Source organism: Ruegeria sp. ANG-S4 (genome assembly GCF_000814005.1).
GTDB lineage: Bacteria > Pseudomonadota > Alphaproteobacteria > Rhodobacterales > Rhodobacteraceae > Ruegeria.
In genome coordinates this window covers 782,798-798,560 of record NZ_JWLK01000001.1, presented here as the reverse complement: position 1 = coordinate 798,560, position 15,763 = coordinate 782,798, and the positions used below count along the sequence as shown (strand labels likewise).

13 protein-coding genes are annotated in these 15,763 nt (G+C 58.0%); 9 read left to right on the top strand and 4 right to left on the bottom strand.

Annotation, left to right across the window (positions count from 1 at the left end; genetic code table 11):
• Positions 1 to 34: 34 nt before the first annotated feature.
• Positions 35 to 1,924 carry a PhoX family protein gene (locus RA28_RS04055; RefSeq protein WP_039523963.1) on the top strand — a complete coding sequence of 630 codons (1,890 nt, stop codon included), beginning with the start codon at positions 35 to 37 and terminating at the stop codon, positions 1,922 to 1,924.
• 53 nt (positions 1,925 to 1,977) lie between these two features.
• On the opposite strand, the gene RA28_RS04050 is transcribed toward RA28_RS04055, so the two are convergent.
• Positions 1,978 to 2,466, bottom strand: a complete 489-nt coding sequence (locus tag RA28_RS04050) for an Lrp/AsnC family transcriptional regulator (protein ID WP_039525723.1) — start codon at positions 2,464 to 2,466, stop codon at positions 1,978 to 1,980.
• 103 nt (positions 2,467 to 2,569) lie between these two features.
• Between RA28_RS04050 and putA the strand changes: the two genes are divergently transcribed.
• Both putA and RA28_RS04040 read left to right on the top strand, forming a co-directional pair.
• Positions 2,570 to 5,971, top strand: coding sequence for a bifunctional proline dehydrogenase/L-glutamate gamma-semialdehyde dehydrogenase PutA (gene putA / locus RA28_RS04045; RefSeq protein ID WP_039523961.1), 3,402 nt, complete (start codon positions 2,570 to 2,572; stop codon positions 5,969 to 5,971).
• Between the two features lie 42 nt (positions 5,972 to 6,013).
• Complete coding sequence (locus RA28_RS04040; protein ID WP_039523960.1) at positions 6,014 to 6,757, top strand: rhomboid family intramembrane serine protease; 744 nt, start codon at positions 6,014 to 6,016, stop codon at positions 6,755 to 6,757.
• A 17-nt stretch (positions 6,758 to 6,774) separates the two neighbouring features.
• Here the strand turns inward: RA28_RS04040 and RA28_RS04035 are convergent, their stop codons facing one another.
• Positions 6,775 to 7,593 carry an IclR family transcriptional regulator gene (locus RA28_RS04035; RefSeq protein ID WP_039523957.1) on the bottom strand — a complete coding sequence of 273 codons (819 nt, stop codon included), beginning with the start codon at positions 7,591 to 7,593 and terminating at the stop codon, positions 6,775 to 6,777.
• A 201-nt stretch (positions 7,594 to 7,794) separates the two neighbouring features.
• Between RA28_RS04035 and bhcA the strand changes: the two genes are divergently transcribed.
• Genes bhcA through bhcD form a run of 4 tightly spaced genes read left to right on the top strand, consistent with a single transcriptional unit; the run spans position 7,795 to position 12,144 of the window.
• Positions 7,795 to 8,985, top strand: coding sequence for an L-aspartate--glyoxylate aminotransferase BhcA (gene bhcA / locus RA28_RS04030; RefSeq protein WP_039523955.1), 1,191 nt, complete (start codon positions 7,795 to 7,797; stop codon positions 8,983 to 8,985).
• An 11-nt stretch (positions 8,986 to 8,996) separates the two neighbouring features.
• On the top strand, positions 8,997 to 9,968 hold the full coding sequence (gene bhcB, locus RA28_RS04025; RefSeq protein ID WP_039523953.1) for a beta-hydroxyaspartate dehydratase BhcB: 972 nt from the start codon (positions 8,997 to 8,999) through the stop codon (positions 9,966 to 9,968).
• 11 nt (positions 9,969 to 9,979) lie between these two features.
• Complete coding sequence (bhcC, locus tag RA28_RS04020; RefSeq protein WP_039523943.1) at positions 9,980 to 11,143, top strand: 3-hydroxy-D-aspartate aldolase BhcC; 1,164 nt, start codon at positions 9,980 to 9,982, stop codon at positions 11,141 to 11,143.
• A gap of 14 nt (positions 11,144 to 11,157) precedes the next feature.
• Positions 11,158 to 12,144 carry an iminosuccinate reductase BhcD gene (gene bhcD, locus RA28_RS04015; protein WP_039525719.1) on the top strand — a complete coding sequence of 329 codons (987 nt, stop codon included), beginning with the start codon at positions 11,158 to 11,160 and terminating at the stop codon, positions 12,142 to 12,144.
• A gap of 47 nt (positions 12,145 to 12,191) precedes the next feature.
• On the opposite strand, the gene RA28_RS04010 is transcribed toward bhcD, so the two are convergent.
• Positions 12,192 to 12,977, bottom strand: a complete 786-nt coding sequence (locus RA28_RS04010; protein WP_039523940.1) for an inositol monophosphatase family protein — start codon at positions 12,975 to 12,977, stop codon at positions 12,192 to 12,194.
• A gap of 96 nt (positions 12,978 to 13,073) precedes the next feature.
• Complete coding sequence (locus RA28_RS04005; RefSeq protein WP_039523938.1) at positions 13,074 to 13,979, bottom strand: LysR family transcriptional regulator; 906 nt, start codon at positions 13,977 to 13,979, stop codon at positions 13,074 to 13,076.
• A 94-nt stretch (positions 13,980 to 14,073) separates the two neighbouring features.
• On the opposite strand from RA28_RS04005, the gene metF reads away from it, so the two are divergent.
• Together metF and RA28_RS03995 are read left to right on the top strand one after the other, a co-directional pair.
• Positions 14,074 to 14,940 carry a methylenetetrahydrofolate reductase [NAD(P)H] gene (metF, locus tag RA28_RS04000; RefSeq protein WP_039523937.1) on the top strand — a complete coding sequence of 289 codons (867 nt, stop codon included), beginning with the start codon at positions 14,074 to 14,076 and terminating at the stop codon, positions 14,938 to 14,940.
• A 143-nt stretch (positions 14,941 to 15,083) separates the two neighbouring features.
• Complete coding sequence (locus RA28_RS03995; RefSeq protein ID WP_039523935.1) at positions 15,084 to 15,746, top strand: J domain-containing protein; 663 nt, start codon at positions 15,084 to 15,086, stop codon at positions 15,744 to 15,746.
• Positions 15,747 to 15,763: the final 17 nt, after the last annotated feature.

The window sequence follows — 15,763 nt, the reverse complement described above, 5'->3', positions numbered from 1 at the left end:
ATCTACGTTCATTCCAGACAGCCAGGAGCTATCCATGACAGACGTCGACCCCACCACCTTGTCCGCAGACGATTGGGACGAGCTGCACTTCCCCCGCCCCGAGGAAAACGACTTTGATCGCGTGGTCGAGAGCGCCATATCGCGTCGTGGTTTTCTTGCAGGCGTGGTGGCATTCGGTTCAGGGGCTGCAGCGATGGGTGCGGGTCTGATGAATTCGACCGCTGCGCGCGCACAATCCACTTCCCGATTTGCCTTCACCCCCATCGCAGCGCAGACCGATGGCACCGTTCACGTGCCAGAAGGCTACGAATGGAAGATGCTGATGCGTTGGGGCGATCCGCTGTTCTCGGACGCTGACGGCTACGATCTGACAGACGGCGGCCCGGTCGAGAACTCGGACAAGGTCTTTGGTGAAAATACGGACGGAATGGAGACATTCTCGTACCAAGGTCACGAGTTGATCGCGATCAACCACGAGTACCCGAACCGCAAGATCAACCTCGCCGCAGCACAGGAAGGCGTTCCAGCCAGCGCAGATGACGTTCTGAAACTGCAGAACCTTCAGGGCGTGACCGTTATGGAAATCCAGGAAGGTCCCGAAGGATGGTCTGTCGTCAAGGACAGCCCGTTCAACCGCCGCATTCATCACAACAGCCCGATGAAGATTGTCGGTCCCGCGGCCGGTCACGATCTGCTCAAGACCGAGGCTGACCCGACCGGCACCGCATCGCTGGGAACGATGAACAACTGCGGCTCGGGCAAGACGCCCTGGGGCACTTATTTGACCTGTGAAGAGAACTTCAACGGCTACTTCGGCTCGTCCGACGAAAATGCCAGCTATGATCCGAAAGTTGCGGACGGCATGACGCGGTATGGCATCAAGGCAGAAAGCTGGAATGGGTACGAGTTGTTCGACCCCCGTTTTGACACCTCGAAAAACCCGAACGAGCCGCACCGCGCGGGCTGGATCGTCGAAATCGACCCAACAAAGCCAGACAGCACACCGGTCAAGCACACCGGCCTTGGTCGTTTCAAACACGAGAATGCCGAAGTCACCCTGGCAGCAGACGGACGTGTCGTTGTCTACATGGGCGATGACGAACGCGGCGAGTATCTTTACAAATTCGTCTCCAACGCGGCATACGCGCCGGGTGCTGACACCGAAAGCCTGTTGAATGACGGCACGCTCTACGTCGCCAAATTCGACGACGACATGTCGGGCAAATGGCTGCCTTTGACGCCGGAAACCACTGGCATGGACGCGGACGAGATTCTGATCTTCACCCGCATGGCTGCATCGGCTGCCAGCGGTACGACGATGGACCGCCCCGAGTGGGTGGCCTCCAGCCCCGTCGCGGTCGAGGCCTATTGCTGCCTGACCAACAACAAAAACCGTGGCGTCAAACCGAATGCAGGTGGTGACGACACCTCGGCCAACGGACCAAATCCGCGGAATGAAAACAAATACGGTCAGATTGTTCGCTGGCGTCCCGCGAACGACGATCATGCCGCCGATGGATTTGAATGGGACCTCTACGTGATGGCAGGCAACCCGACTGTTCACGCGGATGATCGCGCAGGCTCGCCAAATGTGAACGAAGGCAACCTGTTCAACTCGCCCGATGGCATGGCGATCGACTCGACCGGAATGGTCTGGATCCAGACGGATGGCAACGACGACAACGAAGAAGACTTCGCAGGCAACGGCAACAACCAGATGCTGGTTGGTGACCCGGTCACGGGCGAAATTGCCCGCTTCATGACCGGCCCGAACGGTTGCGAAGTCACCGGGCTGGCGTGGTCGAATGATCTGCGCACAATGTTCGTTGGCATCCAGCATCCGGGCAGCAACTGGCCAGATGGCGGAACGCCCCGCTCGTCCGTGATCGCGATCAAACGCGCTGACAACGGTCTCGTCGGTTAAGCCTGTAGAAATTCAAACGCCCCTGGATGCACGTTCAGGGGCGTTTTTTGTTGTCATGGCTCGTGGCCCCGCGGACCCAGCAACCCGGTCTCTTTCACCGCTTCCATTGCGACAAAGGTCGACGTGTTGGCCACATGGGGCAGCGACGAGATTTTCTCGGCCAGTACAGAACGGTATTGCGACATCGAGCCAGTTCGCACCTTAAGCAAGTAGTCGAAATTCGAGGCGATCATATGAGCCTGCTCGATCTCGGCAATTCTGCGAACGGCCGCGTTGAACTCGGCCAGGGCTTTTTCGCGGGTATCGTTCAGACGCACTTCTACAAATGCCACATGGTCCAGCCCCAATCGTATCGGGTCCAGCATCGCACGATAGCCCGTGATGATACCGTCCGCCTCAAGTCGCTTGAGCCGGGCTTGTGTCGGCGATTTGGACAGGCCGATCCGGCGCGCCAAGTCCGCAACCGAAATCCGACCGTCTTCCGCGAGAACGGTCAGGATCGCCTGATCGAACCGATCCAAATACGATAAGTCGTTTTGCATCGTGAAATGTCCACTTTTCAGTCCAATCAACCACTGATCACAAAAATTCAGTCCGTTCTCCTGCTGGAACAAGTTTATACTATGCAAAAGCACCGGAGTACACATGTCACACAGTCTGCGCAGCAAAATCGACACGCAAACCTATGCCGATCAATCTGAGGTTTTGGATTCGTTGATCACACAGGCCGATCTGACTGAAGCGGACCGCCACGCGATTTGCGCTGCTGCGGCACAGTTGGTGCGCGATATTCGCTCGAGCACATCGCCCGGGATGATGGAAGTTTTTCTGGCCGAATACGGCCTGTCGACCGACGAAGGCGTGGCGTTGATGTGTTTGGCCGAAGCTTTGCTGCGTGTACCGGACGCCGATACGATTGACGCACTGATAGAAGACAAGATTGCGCCGTCGGATTGGGGTAAGCACCTTGGTCAGTCATCTTCGCCCCTTGTCAATGCCTCGACCTGGGCGCTGATGCTGACCGGGCGGGTTCTGGACGACGGCAAAACCTCACCTGTCAGCGCGCTGCGTGGCGCGATCAAGCGCCTGGGCGAGCCGGTGATCCGGACCGCAGTGGGCCGCGCGATGAAAGAAATGGGGCGGCAATTCGTGCTGGGTGAGACGATCCAGTCCGCCATGTCCCGCGCAAAGGGAATGGAGAGCAAAGGCTATACCTATTCCTATGACATGCTGGGCGAAGCCGCGCGGACCGAGGCCGACGCCGCCCGCTATCATCTCTCTTATTCCCGTGCCATTGCCGCGATCGCCGAAGCGTGCACGCATGATGACATCCGCGCAAATCCAGGCATTTCCGTCAAACTGTCGGCGCTGCATCCCCGGTATGAATTGGCGCAGCAACAGCGGGTCATGGACGAATTGGTCCCACGGCTTCGCGCATTGGCGCTGCTGGCGAAGGCGGCCGGAATGGGCCTGAACGTGGACGCCGAAGAAGCCGACCGGCTTTCCCTGTCCCTTCAGGTCATCGAGGAGGTAATGGCCGAACCTGCGCTGGTGGGGTGGGATGGGTTTGGCATCGTCGTTCAAGCCTATGGCCCCAGGGCAGGTTTGGTTCTCGACACCTTGTACGCGATGGCAGAACGGCATGACCGCAAGCTGATGGTACGGCTGGTCAAGGGCGCTTATTGGGATACCGAGATCAAACGCGCGCAGGTCGAAGGCGTGGATGGGTTTCCGGTGTTCACGGAAAAATTGGCCACCGACGTGTCCTATATCGCCAATGCCCGAAAACTGCTTGGCATGACAGATCGTATTTATCCTCAATTCGCCACCCATAATGCACACACCGTCAGCGCCATTCTGCACATGGCCGACGGTCAGCCATTCGAATTCCAAAGGCTGCATGGGATGGGCGAAACCCTGCACCAAATCGTCAAAGACCATCAAAACACTCGCTGCCGCATTTATGCGCCGGTTGGCGCGCATCGCGATTTGCTGGCTTATCTGGTACGGCGGCTGCTGGAAAACGGTGCGAATTCATCGTTTGTAAATCAGATTGTGGATGAGGATGTCTCCCCCGAAGAGGTCGCCGCCGATCCGTTTCTGTCCGTGCGGTCTTCGGTCAACATATTGCCGACTGGTCCCGAGTTGTTTGAACCCGAGAGACCGAACGCATTGGGATTCGATCTGCAACACACGCCGACGCTGGATCAGATTGATGCCGCGCGCGACGCATTTCGCGCGCACCACTGGTCCGCAAGGCCGTTGCTGTCAGGGAAAGAGCAACCCGGCGCTGACGACCCGGTCATCAACCCGGCCAAGCCCGCAGATCAAGTCGGTTCGGTTGCCCCCGCCAGTGACAGGGACGTCGAGCTTGCTTTGGCAACGGCCAGCCCATGGAGTGCAGGCCCCGAGGATCGTGCGCGGATTCTGAACTCTGCCGCCGACCTGTACGAAGCGCATTTTGGCGAACTGTTTGCTTTGCTCGCGCGCGAGGCGGGCAAATCAATTCCAGACGCCGTGGCGGAACTGCGCGAAGCGGTCGATTTCCTACGGTACTATGCGGCCAGAATTCCCCAAGCTCGGCCCGCGGGTACCTTCACCTGCATCAGCCCCTGGAACTTTCCACTGGCAATTTTCACCGGCCAAATAGCGGCAGCGCTGGCCACCGGGAACGCGGTGCTTGCCAAACCCGCACCACAAACGCCCCTGATCGCCCATCGTGCAATTCAATTGATGCACAAGGCAGGCGTCCCGCGCGACGCGCTGCAATTGTTGCCGGGCGGACCATCTGTGGGCGCGGCGCTGACATCGGATGTCCGGGTCAACGGGGTTGCTTTCACCGGATCGACCGCCACTGCGCAAAGAATTCGGGCCGCGATGGCAGAGAACCTTCGCCCCGGAACGCCGCTGATTGCGGAAACGGGCGGCCTGAATGCCATGATCGTCGATAGCACCGCATTGCCCGAGCAAGCGGTACAGTCGATCATCGAAAGCGCCTTTCAGTCTGCGGGCCAAAGGTGTTCGGCTTTGCGCTGCCTCTATGTCCAGGAAGACATCGCCGAAGATTTATTGACCATGCTGAAAGGCGCAATGGATGCGTTGCAGGTCGGCGATCCATGGTCGTTGTCCACCGATTGCGGTCCCGTCATTGACGCGCCCGCGCGTCAAACCATCGCCGATCACATCTCGGACGCGCGCGACGAAGGACGGGTTCTGAAAGAACTGCCAACGCCACCTGCCGGTACGTTTGTGCCCCCGACACTGATCGAAATCTCAGGGATCGCCGCTTTGGAGCGCGAGATCTTTGGCCCCGTTCTGCACGTTGCGCGGTTCAAGGCGCAAGAGATCGACTCGGTCATCGCAGACATTAACGCGACGGGGTATGGACTGACCTTTGGACTGCACACCCGGATCGACGACCGCGTGCAGCATGTGACGGATGCCATCCATGCCGGCAATATCTACGTAAACCGCAATCAGATTGGGGCCATCGTCGGCTCGCAACCTTTTGGGGGTGAGGGTTTGTCAGGCACCGGGCCCAAGGCAGGCGGACCGAACTATCTGTCAAGGTTCTGCGCCCCGGACCGACAAAGCTCGACCCAGGACTGGACAGCCACTATGGCCGACTTGCCGCCCCCAACCGGTCGCCCTGCGGACACTCAGACGCAATCTCTGCCCGGGCCGACCGGTGAATCCAACCGTCTGAGCGAGTACCCTCGCCCGCCCCTTTTGTGCCTTGGACCCGGAGACGAAGCAGCGCAGGCGCAGGCAGACGCAGTGCATGCGTTTGGCGGAACGGCGATCCGTGCAACCGGGGCGCTTGACCTGCATCGCCTCGAAAACCTGAACGGCTTTTCCGGTGTCCTTTGGTGGGGGGACGACGGCGCCGCACGAGAGATTGAGCGCCATCTGGCGAAACGCCCGGGACCGATCTTGCCCCTGATCCCCGGTCTACCCGACCGATCCCGCGTTCTGGCCGAACGGCACGTTTGCGTCGATACCACCGCCGCAGGCGGCAATGCCGCCTTGCTGGGAGGTGCGGCGTAAGCGGCCCTTGACGCTGGACCGGGAAAAGACCAGCGTCGCGCCATGTTTCCGATCCGTGATCATAACCCCTCGGGGCGAACTCCATATGTCGTTTATTTGCTGATGGCGGCCAACGTTCTGATCTTCCTCAGCTACGTAGGGATCATGGACGATGCCCGGCTTATTGGTCGTCTTTACTTCGACTATGCCATCATTCCGGCGCGAATTGCGGATGGCGTCGCACTGGAAACCTTGGTGACATCAATGTTCCTGCATGGCGGCTGGATGCATCTGGCGGGAAACATGCTGTTTCTTTGGATCTTTGGTGACAATCTGGAAGACGAGATGGGCCACCTGCCCTTTTTGTTGTTTTATCTGGTCGCAGGCGTTGGCGCCGGGTTGGTTCATGTACTGACAGCACCGGGTTCGATTGTACCGACAATCGGCGCCTCTGGTGCCATTGCGGCCGTGATGGGCGGCTACCTTCTGCTGTTTCCGAAAGCGCGTGTTGATATACTGCTGATTTTGATCGTTTATTTCCGGGTATTCGCAATTCCGGCCTATGTGATGCTGTGCGTATGGCTCGGATTGCAATTCGTCGGCAGCCTCGCCAGTGACCCGGATCAGGGTGGGGTCGCTTATTGGGCCCATACCGGCGGCTTTTTCGTAGGTCTTGTCTTGTGTATCCCAATTTGGATCAGACGTGGCGGCACTGCGTTTTGGACGCGCACCCACGGCCATCCACCCCATCCAGAGTACAAATACAAGCTGTCCCAATCACGCATTCCGCGTGTACCGCGCCGATAGGCGGTTCCAAGACAGACTCAGGGGGGCAATTGTCCTCCGCTGAGTTCGGTAATCTCTGACGCTGCTTGCGTGACCAGAGCTGCCAATTCCGGTGCGCGATCCGGTCCGAACCTGACCGTCGGGCCCGAGACCGAAACACCAGCGCAGGGTTCGGCCTTGTTGTCGAAGATCGCGGCCCCGATACAGGACATGCCGTAATACCGCTCTTCCCGGTCATGCGACCACCCACGCGCGCGTGTTTTAGCCAAATCCTCAAGCAGATCGTCACCGGGCAATCGCGTATGTTCGGTGAAGGCAACAGGATCCAGCCGGGTCATCAAAGTGGTCACTGCCGTTTCATCAAGAGCCGACAAGATCGCCTTGCCTGTTCCCGAGGCATACATAGGCGTTCGTGCGCCAGGCGGGAAAAAGGCGCGGATCGGGTTTTGCGTCTCAACCTGCCCGATGAACACAACCTCAGCGCCATCCGGAACGGCGAGATTTGCGGTCTCTCCGCTTTGACGCATCAAACGACGCAGGATCGGACGCCCGACCTCAAGCACACTGCTGCGTCGCAAAAAGGAAGCACCGGTCCGGTAGGCTTCGATCCCGATCATCCATTCCTGTCGCTCGTCATCGAATGCGACAAACCCGTGCTTTTGCAGCGTGGACAAAATACGGTGCGTGGTTGCTGTCGGAACACCGGTAGCCCGGGACAGATCGCTCAGCGCGGCACGCTCGACCTCCCCCACCGCTGTCAAAACGCCCAACGCGCGATCCAGCGACTGCATGGTCCCGGCAGAGCTTTCCTTGAACAGGGATTTGGGCCTGCCACGCGGTCTTTTGGGAGGCTCCATGTCGCGTCCTTTCCAAGCACTTTCTCATCTTCCGGCAAAAAAAGAACTTTGGGCTGAGTCGTGACCCATGAATTGAAAAACAGAAATCTGATCAAATACAGTTGTTTAGCTCCACACTTGCAGAAATGAAAATATTTTTCAAGAAAATTGCAAAAATCCCAAAGCCTCGCAAGAATTGCCTTCAAAGCGGAGGACGCAGTCATGTCAAATCAGAACCCGGTCTTTATACCCGGCCCGACGAATATCCCCGATCGGCTTCGTGCTGCGATGCAGGTCCAGACCCAGGATCACCGTGCGCCGGATTTTGTCGAAACCTTTGCACCCGTTCTCGAGGACACCAAAAGTGTGTTCGGAACGCAGCAGGGTCAGGTCATCACCTTCCCGTCAAGCGGAACGGGCGGATGGGAGGCGGCCATCACGAACACGCTCAGCCCCGGCGACAAGGTGTTGGTGGCGCGCTATGGGGTTTTCAGCCACCGATGGATCGATTTGTGCGCCCGGCACGGCCTTGACGTACAAGTCATCGAATGCGCGTGGGGCGACGGTGCACCAGCCGCGACCTTTCAGTCCATTCTGGCCGATGACGTGGGCCGCGAGATACGCGCAGTTCTTGTGACGCACAATGAGACAGCTACCGGCGTATACTCGGACATAGCAGCCGTTCGACAAGCTATTGACGCTGCCGGGCACCCGGCGATGCTGTTTGTCGATTGCGTCAGCTCGCTGGCCTCAATGCCGTTCGAGTTCGATAACTGGGGCGTCGATGTCGCCGTCTCGGGCTCGCAAAAGGGCTTTATGCTGGCGGCAGGCATGGCAATTCTGTGCGTCAGCCCGAAAGCGTTGGCAGCAATGGACGCAGCCACATTGCCGCGAACGTATTTCGATCTTGCTGACATGATGGCGGCCAATGCGTCAGGGGGCTTTCCTTACACGCCACCGTTGCAGCTGATCTACGGCATGCGGGAAAGTCTTCGGATGCTGTTCGAAGAAGGATTGGACAACGTCTATGCGCGTCATTTCCGGTTGGCAGAGGGTGTTAGACGCGCCGTCGACGCCTGGGGGCTGAAATTGGTCGCCACCTCACCCAAGCTGTATTCGGACACGGTCAGCGCGATTTATGTGCCCGACGGATTCGACAGCAACGCGTTGACGGACCATGCGTTCAATACCTACGGCGTTTCCTTCGGGATTGGCCTCGGACAACTGAATGGAAAGGCCTTTCGGATCGGGCATCTCGGCAGCCTGACGGATGTCATGGTTTTGTCAGGGTTGGCCACGATCGAAATGGCGATGGCGGACTTGAATTATCCAATTGAACTGGGCAGCGGCGTTGCCGCAGCGCAGGATTATTTTCGGTCTGGTTCGCAAGGCCGGGCTCAAGCCGCCGCGTAAGGAGGGAAATCATGTTGGACCATACCCCTGCCGCCGACTTGACGATCGATGACATGCAGACGGCCCATGACCGGATCAAACCGTATATTCGGCGTACCCCGGTTCTTCGGTCGGACTTCCTGAACGACCTCACCGGCGCGCAGTTGTTCTTCAAATGCGAGAATTTTCAGGAAGCAGGTGCCTTCAAAGTGCGCGGCGCGTGCAACGCTGTGTTTGGTCTGAGCGAGGATATGGCCGCCAGGGGTGTATGCACGCATTCCAGCGGCAACCACGCACTGTCGCTGTCCTATGCCGCTGGCCGCCGAGGCATTCCATGCAACGTGGTCATGCCGCACACCGCGCCGCAAGCCAAGAAAGATGCGGTACGGCGCTATGGCGGAACCATTACGGAATGCGAGCCATCAACGTCGTCCCGCGAGGCAACTTTTGCCGAGGTTCAAGCCCGCACAGGTGGCGAATTCGTGCATCCCTACAACGATCCGAGGGTCATTGCGGGTCAGGCGACCTGTTCCGCCGAAATGCTCGAACAAACGGGGGGCGTAGATGCCGTCATTGCGCCAATAGGAGGTGGCGGAATGATCTCGGGCACTTGTCTGACCGTGTCCAATCTGGCCTCGGAAACCGCAATATACGCGGCGGAGCCCGAACAGGCCGATGATGCCTACCGCTCTTTCAAGGCGGGTCACATTATCGCCGATGACGCCCCCAAAACCATCGCTGACGGATTGCTTGTGCCGCTCAAGGAAAACACATGGCACTTTGTGTCCAACGACGTGACGGACATTTTCACCGCGTCTGAAGATGAAATCGTTGAGGCGATGAAACTCGGCTGGAAATACTTGCGTGTGGTGATGGAACCATCGTCGGCCGTGCCGCTCGCTACGATACTGAAGAATCCCGAAGCCTTCGGCGGCAAACGCGTCGGCGTGATTGTCACCGGCGGAAATGTGGACTTGGACAAGCTGCCCTGGCTTCAGGGGTAAGGAGGAACAGGATGAACAAACCCGTGAACATTGACCAACTGGACGTCGGATACGACATCCCTGCTGCAATCGGCATGGACGAGTCTGACGTACAGACCCCTTGCCTGATCCTGGATCTGGACGCGCTTGAGCGGAACATCAGGAAAATGGGCGACTATGCCAAAACGCACGGGATGCGCCACCGCGTACATGGCAAGATGCACAAATCGGTGGACATTGCGAAACTGCAGGAAAGGCTGGGCGGCGCCGTGGGCGTGTGCTGTCAGAAAGTGTCCGAGGCGGAAGTGTTCGCGCGCGGCGGCATCACGGACATTCTGGTTTCAAACCAAGTTCGCGATCCGGCCAAAATCGACCGACTGGCCAAATTGCCTACGCTTGGAGCGCGCACAATCGTCTGCGTGGATGACATCGACAATATCCCGGATCTATCGGCGGCAGCTCAGAAACATGGAACAGAGTTGGAGGTCTTTGTCGAAATCGACTGCGGCGCCGGTCGCTGCGGGGTGACCACCACGTCCGACGTGATCGCAATTGCAAAAGCGGTCGAGTCTGCGCCGAACTTAAAGTTCACCGGCATTCAGGCCTATCAGGGCGCGATGCAGCATCTGGATACATATGAGGCACGTCAGGAAAAGCTCGATACCGCAATCGCAATGGTCAAAGACGCCGTTGACGGCCTGAAAGCCGAAGGCATCGCGTGCGAGTTGGTCTCGGGTGGCGGCACCGGGTCGTACTATTTTGAAAGCAACTCGGGTGTTTACAACGAACTTCAATGTGGCTCTTACGCATTCATGGATGCCGACTATGGCCGGATACTGGACAAAGATGGCAAGCGGATTGATCAGGGCGAATGGGAGAATGCACTGTTCATTCTGACCAGTGTCATGAGCCACGCAAAACCGGACAAGGCCATTTGTGATGCAGGGCTCAAGGCGCAATCTGTCGACAGCGGTCTGCCCTTTGTTTTCGGGCGTGATGACGTGGAATACCTGAAGTGTTCGGATGAGCACGGCGTAATCGGCGATCCGGATGGTGTGTTGAAGGTGAACGACAAGCTGCGGCTGGTACCGGGCCACTGTGACCCCACATGCAATGTCCACGATTGGTATGTCGGGGTGCGCAACGGAAAGGTCGAAGCGCTGTGGCCGGTTTCCGCGCGTGGCAAGGCTTTTTGACGATGAGAGATGAGATGAATACGCAAACAGACGGGTTGTTGATCGTTGACGAAGACGCTTGCGAACAGTTGGTTGGCCGACAACAGGCGTTTGACGCCGTGCAGGATGTCTTTGCTGCGATGGCACGTGGAGACGCCCGGAACTTTCCGGTCGTGCGGGAAGCACTTGGTCATGCCGACGCGATTTACGGGTTCAAATCAGGCTTTGACCGGTCCGGGCAAGTGCTGGGTGTCAAATCCGGCGGCTATTGGCCAGGCAATTCACAGAAGGGTTTGACAAATCACCAATCCACAGTCGTGCTGTTCGACCCTGATACGGGCCGCATTACCGCTTTGGTTGGGGGAAACTACATGACTGCAGTGCGAACTGCAGCCTCATCTGCCATCTCTATCGCTCATTTGGCGCGTCCGGATGCACAGATTCTGGGGATGGTTGGCGCAGGCCATCAATCGACATTCCAGCTTCGCGCCGCTGCCGAACAGCGCGAGTTTGAGAAAGTCGTCGCCTGGAACCCACACCCAGAGATGTTGCCGAGGTTGGCTGAGGTCGCAGAAGATCTCGGGCTTGAATTCGAAGCCACAACCCCCGAAGGCCTGGGCGCCCAAGCGGATGTCATCATCACCATCACGTCGGCCTTTGAACCGCTGCTGAAGAAAGACTGGGTCAAGCCCGGTACCCATTTGGCCTGTATGGGCACCGATACAAAAGGCAAGATGGAAGTGGACCCCGCCTTGGTCGCGGCAGCGACGCTGTTTACCGACGAGGTGGCGCAGTCGATTTCAATTGGCGAGGCCCAACACGCGGCGCTGAAGGGTGAAATTTCGCAGGATGCGATCACCCCAATCGGAGCGGTGATCAACGGCGATCACATCGGTCGCAGCAATGACGCGGAAATTACTTTGTTCGATGGAACCGGCGTGGGGCTTCAGGATCTGGCGGTCGCATCGGTTGCGGCGCAGTTGGCGAAAAACACCGGTCTGGCCAACAAAGTGACTCTTTAAAAAAACACGCACCCATCCGGGCACGCTTTCCTGCTTTTACGGGCCGCTCAGGCCCGTATCACCTTGGCGAACTGATCAAAGATCGGCTCGTTGGAGCAAATGACTTCGCCATCCTCCAGAACGCTACCTTCGGGGTTCAGCGGCTGCACAAAACCGCCGGCTTCCTTGACGATTATAATACCTGCGGCAAGATCCCATGCGTTCAGACGACGCTCCCAGAACCCCTCGTATCGGCCGGCCGCGACATACGCCATGTCCAGTGCGGCAGCACCCCAGCGCCGAACGCCTGCGCAGGCGGGCATCAAGCGCGCCAAATCCTGAAGCGTTTCCGGCAAATCCGCGCGGCCGCCAAACGGCAAGCCGGTAGAAAAAATCGACTCGATCATACGGTGGCGGCCAGAAACGCGGATACGGGTATCATTCATCCAAGCACCTTCGCCCTTTTCGGCAAAGAACATCTCGTCCTTGGCTGCGTCATAAATCACGCCGGTAACGATTTTACCCTTATGTTCCAGTGCAATGGAAACCGCCCAATGTGGGAGCCCGTGCAGAAAATTCGTGGTGCCATCGAGCGGATCAACGATCCAGCGGCGGGTTGGATCCTCGCCATCGATTGAACCGCCCTCTTCGGCCAGCCAACCATAGGTCGGACGTGCGCCCAACAGTTCCTCTTTCAGAATTGCTTCGGCCGCGATATCCGCCTTTGACACAAAGTCGCCTGCGCCCTTCATGGACACCTGCAGGTTCTCGACTTCGCGAAAGTCCTTGACCAGAGAGCGCCCCGCTTTGCGCGCGGCTTTGATCATGATGTTAAGGTTTGCGCTGCCAACCATCTTCAAAAGGCTCCTGTCCGGTCAAACCGCGCGTATACTGGGGCAATGCGTCCTTGCCAAGAGGAATGATGCGCATAGCAGACCCTTGTTTTGTGCTTACTGTGCCTGCAGTTTGCGCGCCTCGGTGCGGGCAAGTTTGACCAGTTCCTGCACAAAGGGCTTTTCCAGATCTTCCGATCTTACGGAGGCGTAAAGTCGCCTCGTGATCCCCTCCTTGGTTAGAGGGCGTGTTACGTAATCCGAACTGTACTGGACCTCGCGCACGACCCAATCCGGCAAAACCGATATCCCTCGGTTCGACGCGACCAAAAGCAAGATAACCGCGGTCAGTTCAACCTGACGAATCGCCGCCGGTTCAACGCGTTCCGGGATCAACAGCTGGCTGAACACGTCCAGACGCGTGCGTTCCACCGGGTACGTTATCAGCGTCTGCCCGCGAAAATCTTCTGCCTCAACATAAGGCTTTTTGGCCAAGGGATGCGTCGATGCAGCGACGAATACAGGGTTGTAGTCGAACAGTTCAACGAATTCGACGCCCGGCAGGTCCTCCGGGTCGGAAGAGACGACCAAGTCGACTTCTTCTTTTTGCAAGGCCGGGATCGCGTCAAAGGCCAGACCGGGGCGAATATCGACATCCACATCCGGCCAGGATTTCCGAAAGCTCTCCAAAACCGGAAACAGCCACTCAAAGCAGGCGTGACATTCGATTGCGATATGCATGCGCCCGGTGCGCCCGTCACGCAGAGACGAAAACTCGTCCAGTGTCGCCTCGACCTGCGGCAGGATCTGCTCTGCCAACCGCAACAGGCGAAACCCTGCGGCCGAAAGTTTCATTGGCTTGGACCGACGCAGGAACAGCTCGACCCCGGCCTGATCCTCCAACCCTTTGATCTGATGGCTCAGCGCCGACTGTGTGATGTTCAGTTGATCCGCTGCACGCGCCAAGCCGCCGCAGTCATGGATCGCCTTGATGGTGCGGAGATGGCGGAATTCGATGTGCATATCCAGTATGCCTCATGTTGTTCTTGAGTAATATGAGTTTGTCTCACAACGATTGGCATGGCACAAGAGCACAAACGGCAATCGAGAGACGACGATGAGCAAGCCAGAGATTTCCTTTGAGTTCTTCCCGCCCCAGACGCTTGAGGCATCCTTTCGCCTTTGGGACACGGTTCAGACCCTTGCGCCGCTGGAACCCCGGTTTGTTTCGGTCACATATGGTGCAGGCGGGGCAACCCGCGAATTGACCCGTGACGCTGTTTCAACGTTGCACAAGTCGTCCGGCCTGAAGGTCGCAGCGCATCTGACGTGCGTCGATGCGACCCGCGCCGAGACCTTGGACATCGCCAACGGGTTTGCCGAAGCAGGCGTAACAGACATTGTTGCATTGCGTGGCGACCCACCAAAGGGTCAGGATCAGTTCACACCGCATCCCGAAGGGTTTGCCAATTCCGTCGAACTGATTTCAGCGCTTGCCGAAACCAGACGTTTCAACATTCGTGTCGGCGCATACCCTGACGTCCACCCCGAAGCGCAATGTGCCCGCACAAATGTGGATTGGTTGAAAGCCAAGCTGGACGCAGGCGCAGACGAGGCGCTAACGCAGTTCTTTTTTGAGGCCGAAACCTTTTTCCGCTTTCGCGACGCTTGCGAAAAAGCTGGCATCGACAAGCCCATCGTTCCGGGCATTTTGCCGATTGAAAACTGGAAAGGTGCCCGCAACTTCGCGCGACGCTGCGGAACTCGCATACCGGGTTGGGTCGAGCAGGCGTTTGAAAAGGCATTGCGAGATGATCGCGAAGAGCTGCTGGCGACCGCACTATGCACCGAACTGTGTTCCGACCTGATCGAAGGTGGTGTGGACAAGCTGCACTTTTACACTCTGAACCGTCCAGAACTGACGCGTGACGTTTGCTTTGCACTGGGGATCACACCACGCACGGCCTTGCAAAACGTCGCCTGACGCTGCTTAACGCAAGCCAAGCAACAATACGCTTCTGGCAAGGAAACTGTTGGTCAAACATCTGCCAATACACGGAAAAATTTGACAAAAATGTGACCGATGGCAAACTGGCATTGGTTAAGTTTTGAAGAGTTTTCCGAGTTATGGAACCAGTAGACAAGATTAATGCGCGGGCCGAGGCCCTGCGAACGCTAGGGCTGTCTCAGGACGCCACGGCCAACGACATCCGAAATGCCTGGCGCGAGGTCGCTTTTCGCGCTCATCCGGATCACACCGGCGGGGACTATTCCGGGTTTTCGAAAGCGAAAATCGCCTATGATTTTCTGCGCAAAGAAGGCCTGACAGCGGCAGATTCCACGGGTCCGGCCCAGCCGCGGCGCCCAAAACTGAAAAAGCGGCTCATTGATTTGGCAGCTTCAGAGATTGAGATTTGCCGCGATATGCTGCGCCCGGATCGGGCGCTGTGTCACATGGCAGGCTATGCCGACGAAACGCCGCCTGCCGGGGAAACTGATGCGGCCGATCACGTGCCCGATGCCGTCGGCTGCTTTGGACGCGAACTGACATATTTTGTCACGACCCCGGTTTGCGAAGGCCCGAACAGGGTGGCCCTGCCTACGTCAGTGCTGTCCAGCGGTCGGAAATCCGACCCCGAGATTTTGTCGTTCCAATCCAGGAACGCAGGACCGGGCGAGGTCGTCGTGCCCGACACGATCCGCGAACGGAAGTTTCCCGGGGCCAAAAGCGTCAAGATCCGGTTCGAGGCAGACCATAGCCTGCGTGACGCATTCTGGCTGGCCTCCTAGCGCTTGTGACAACCCGG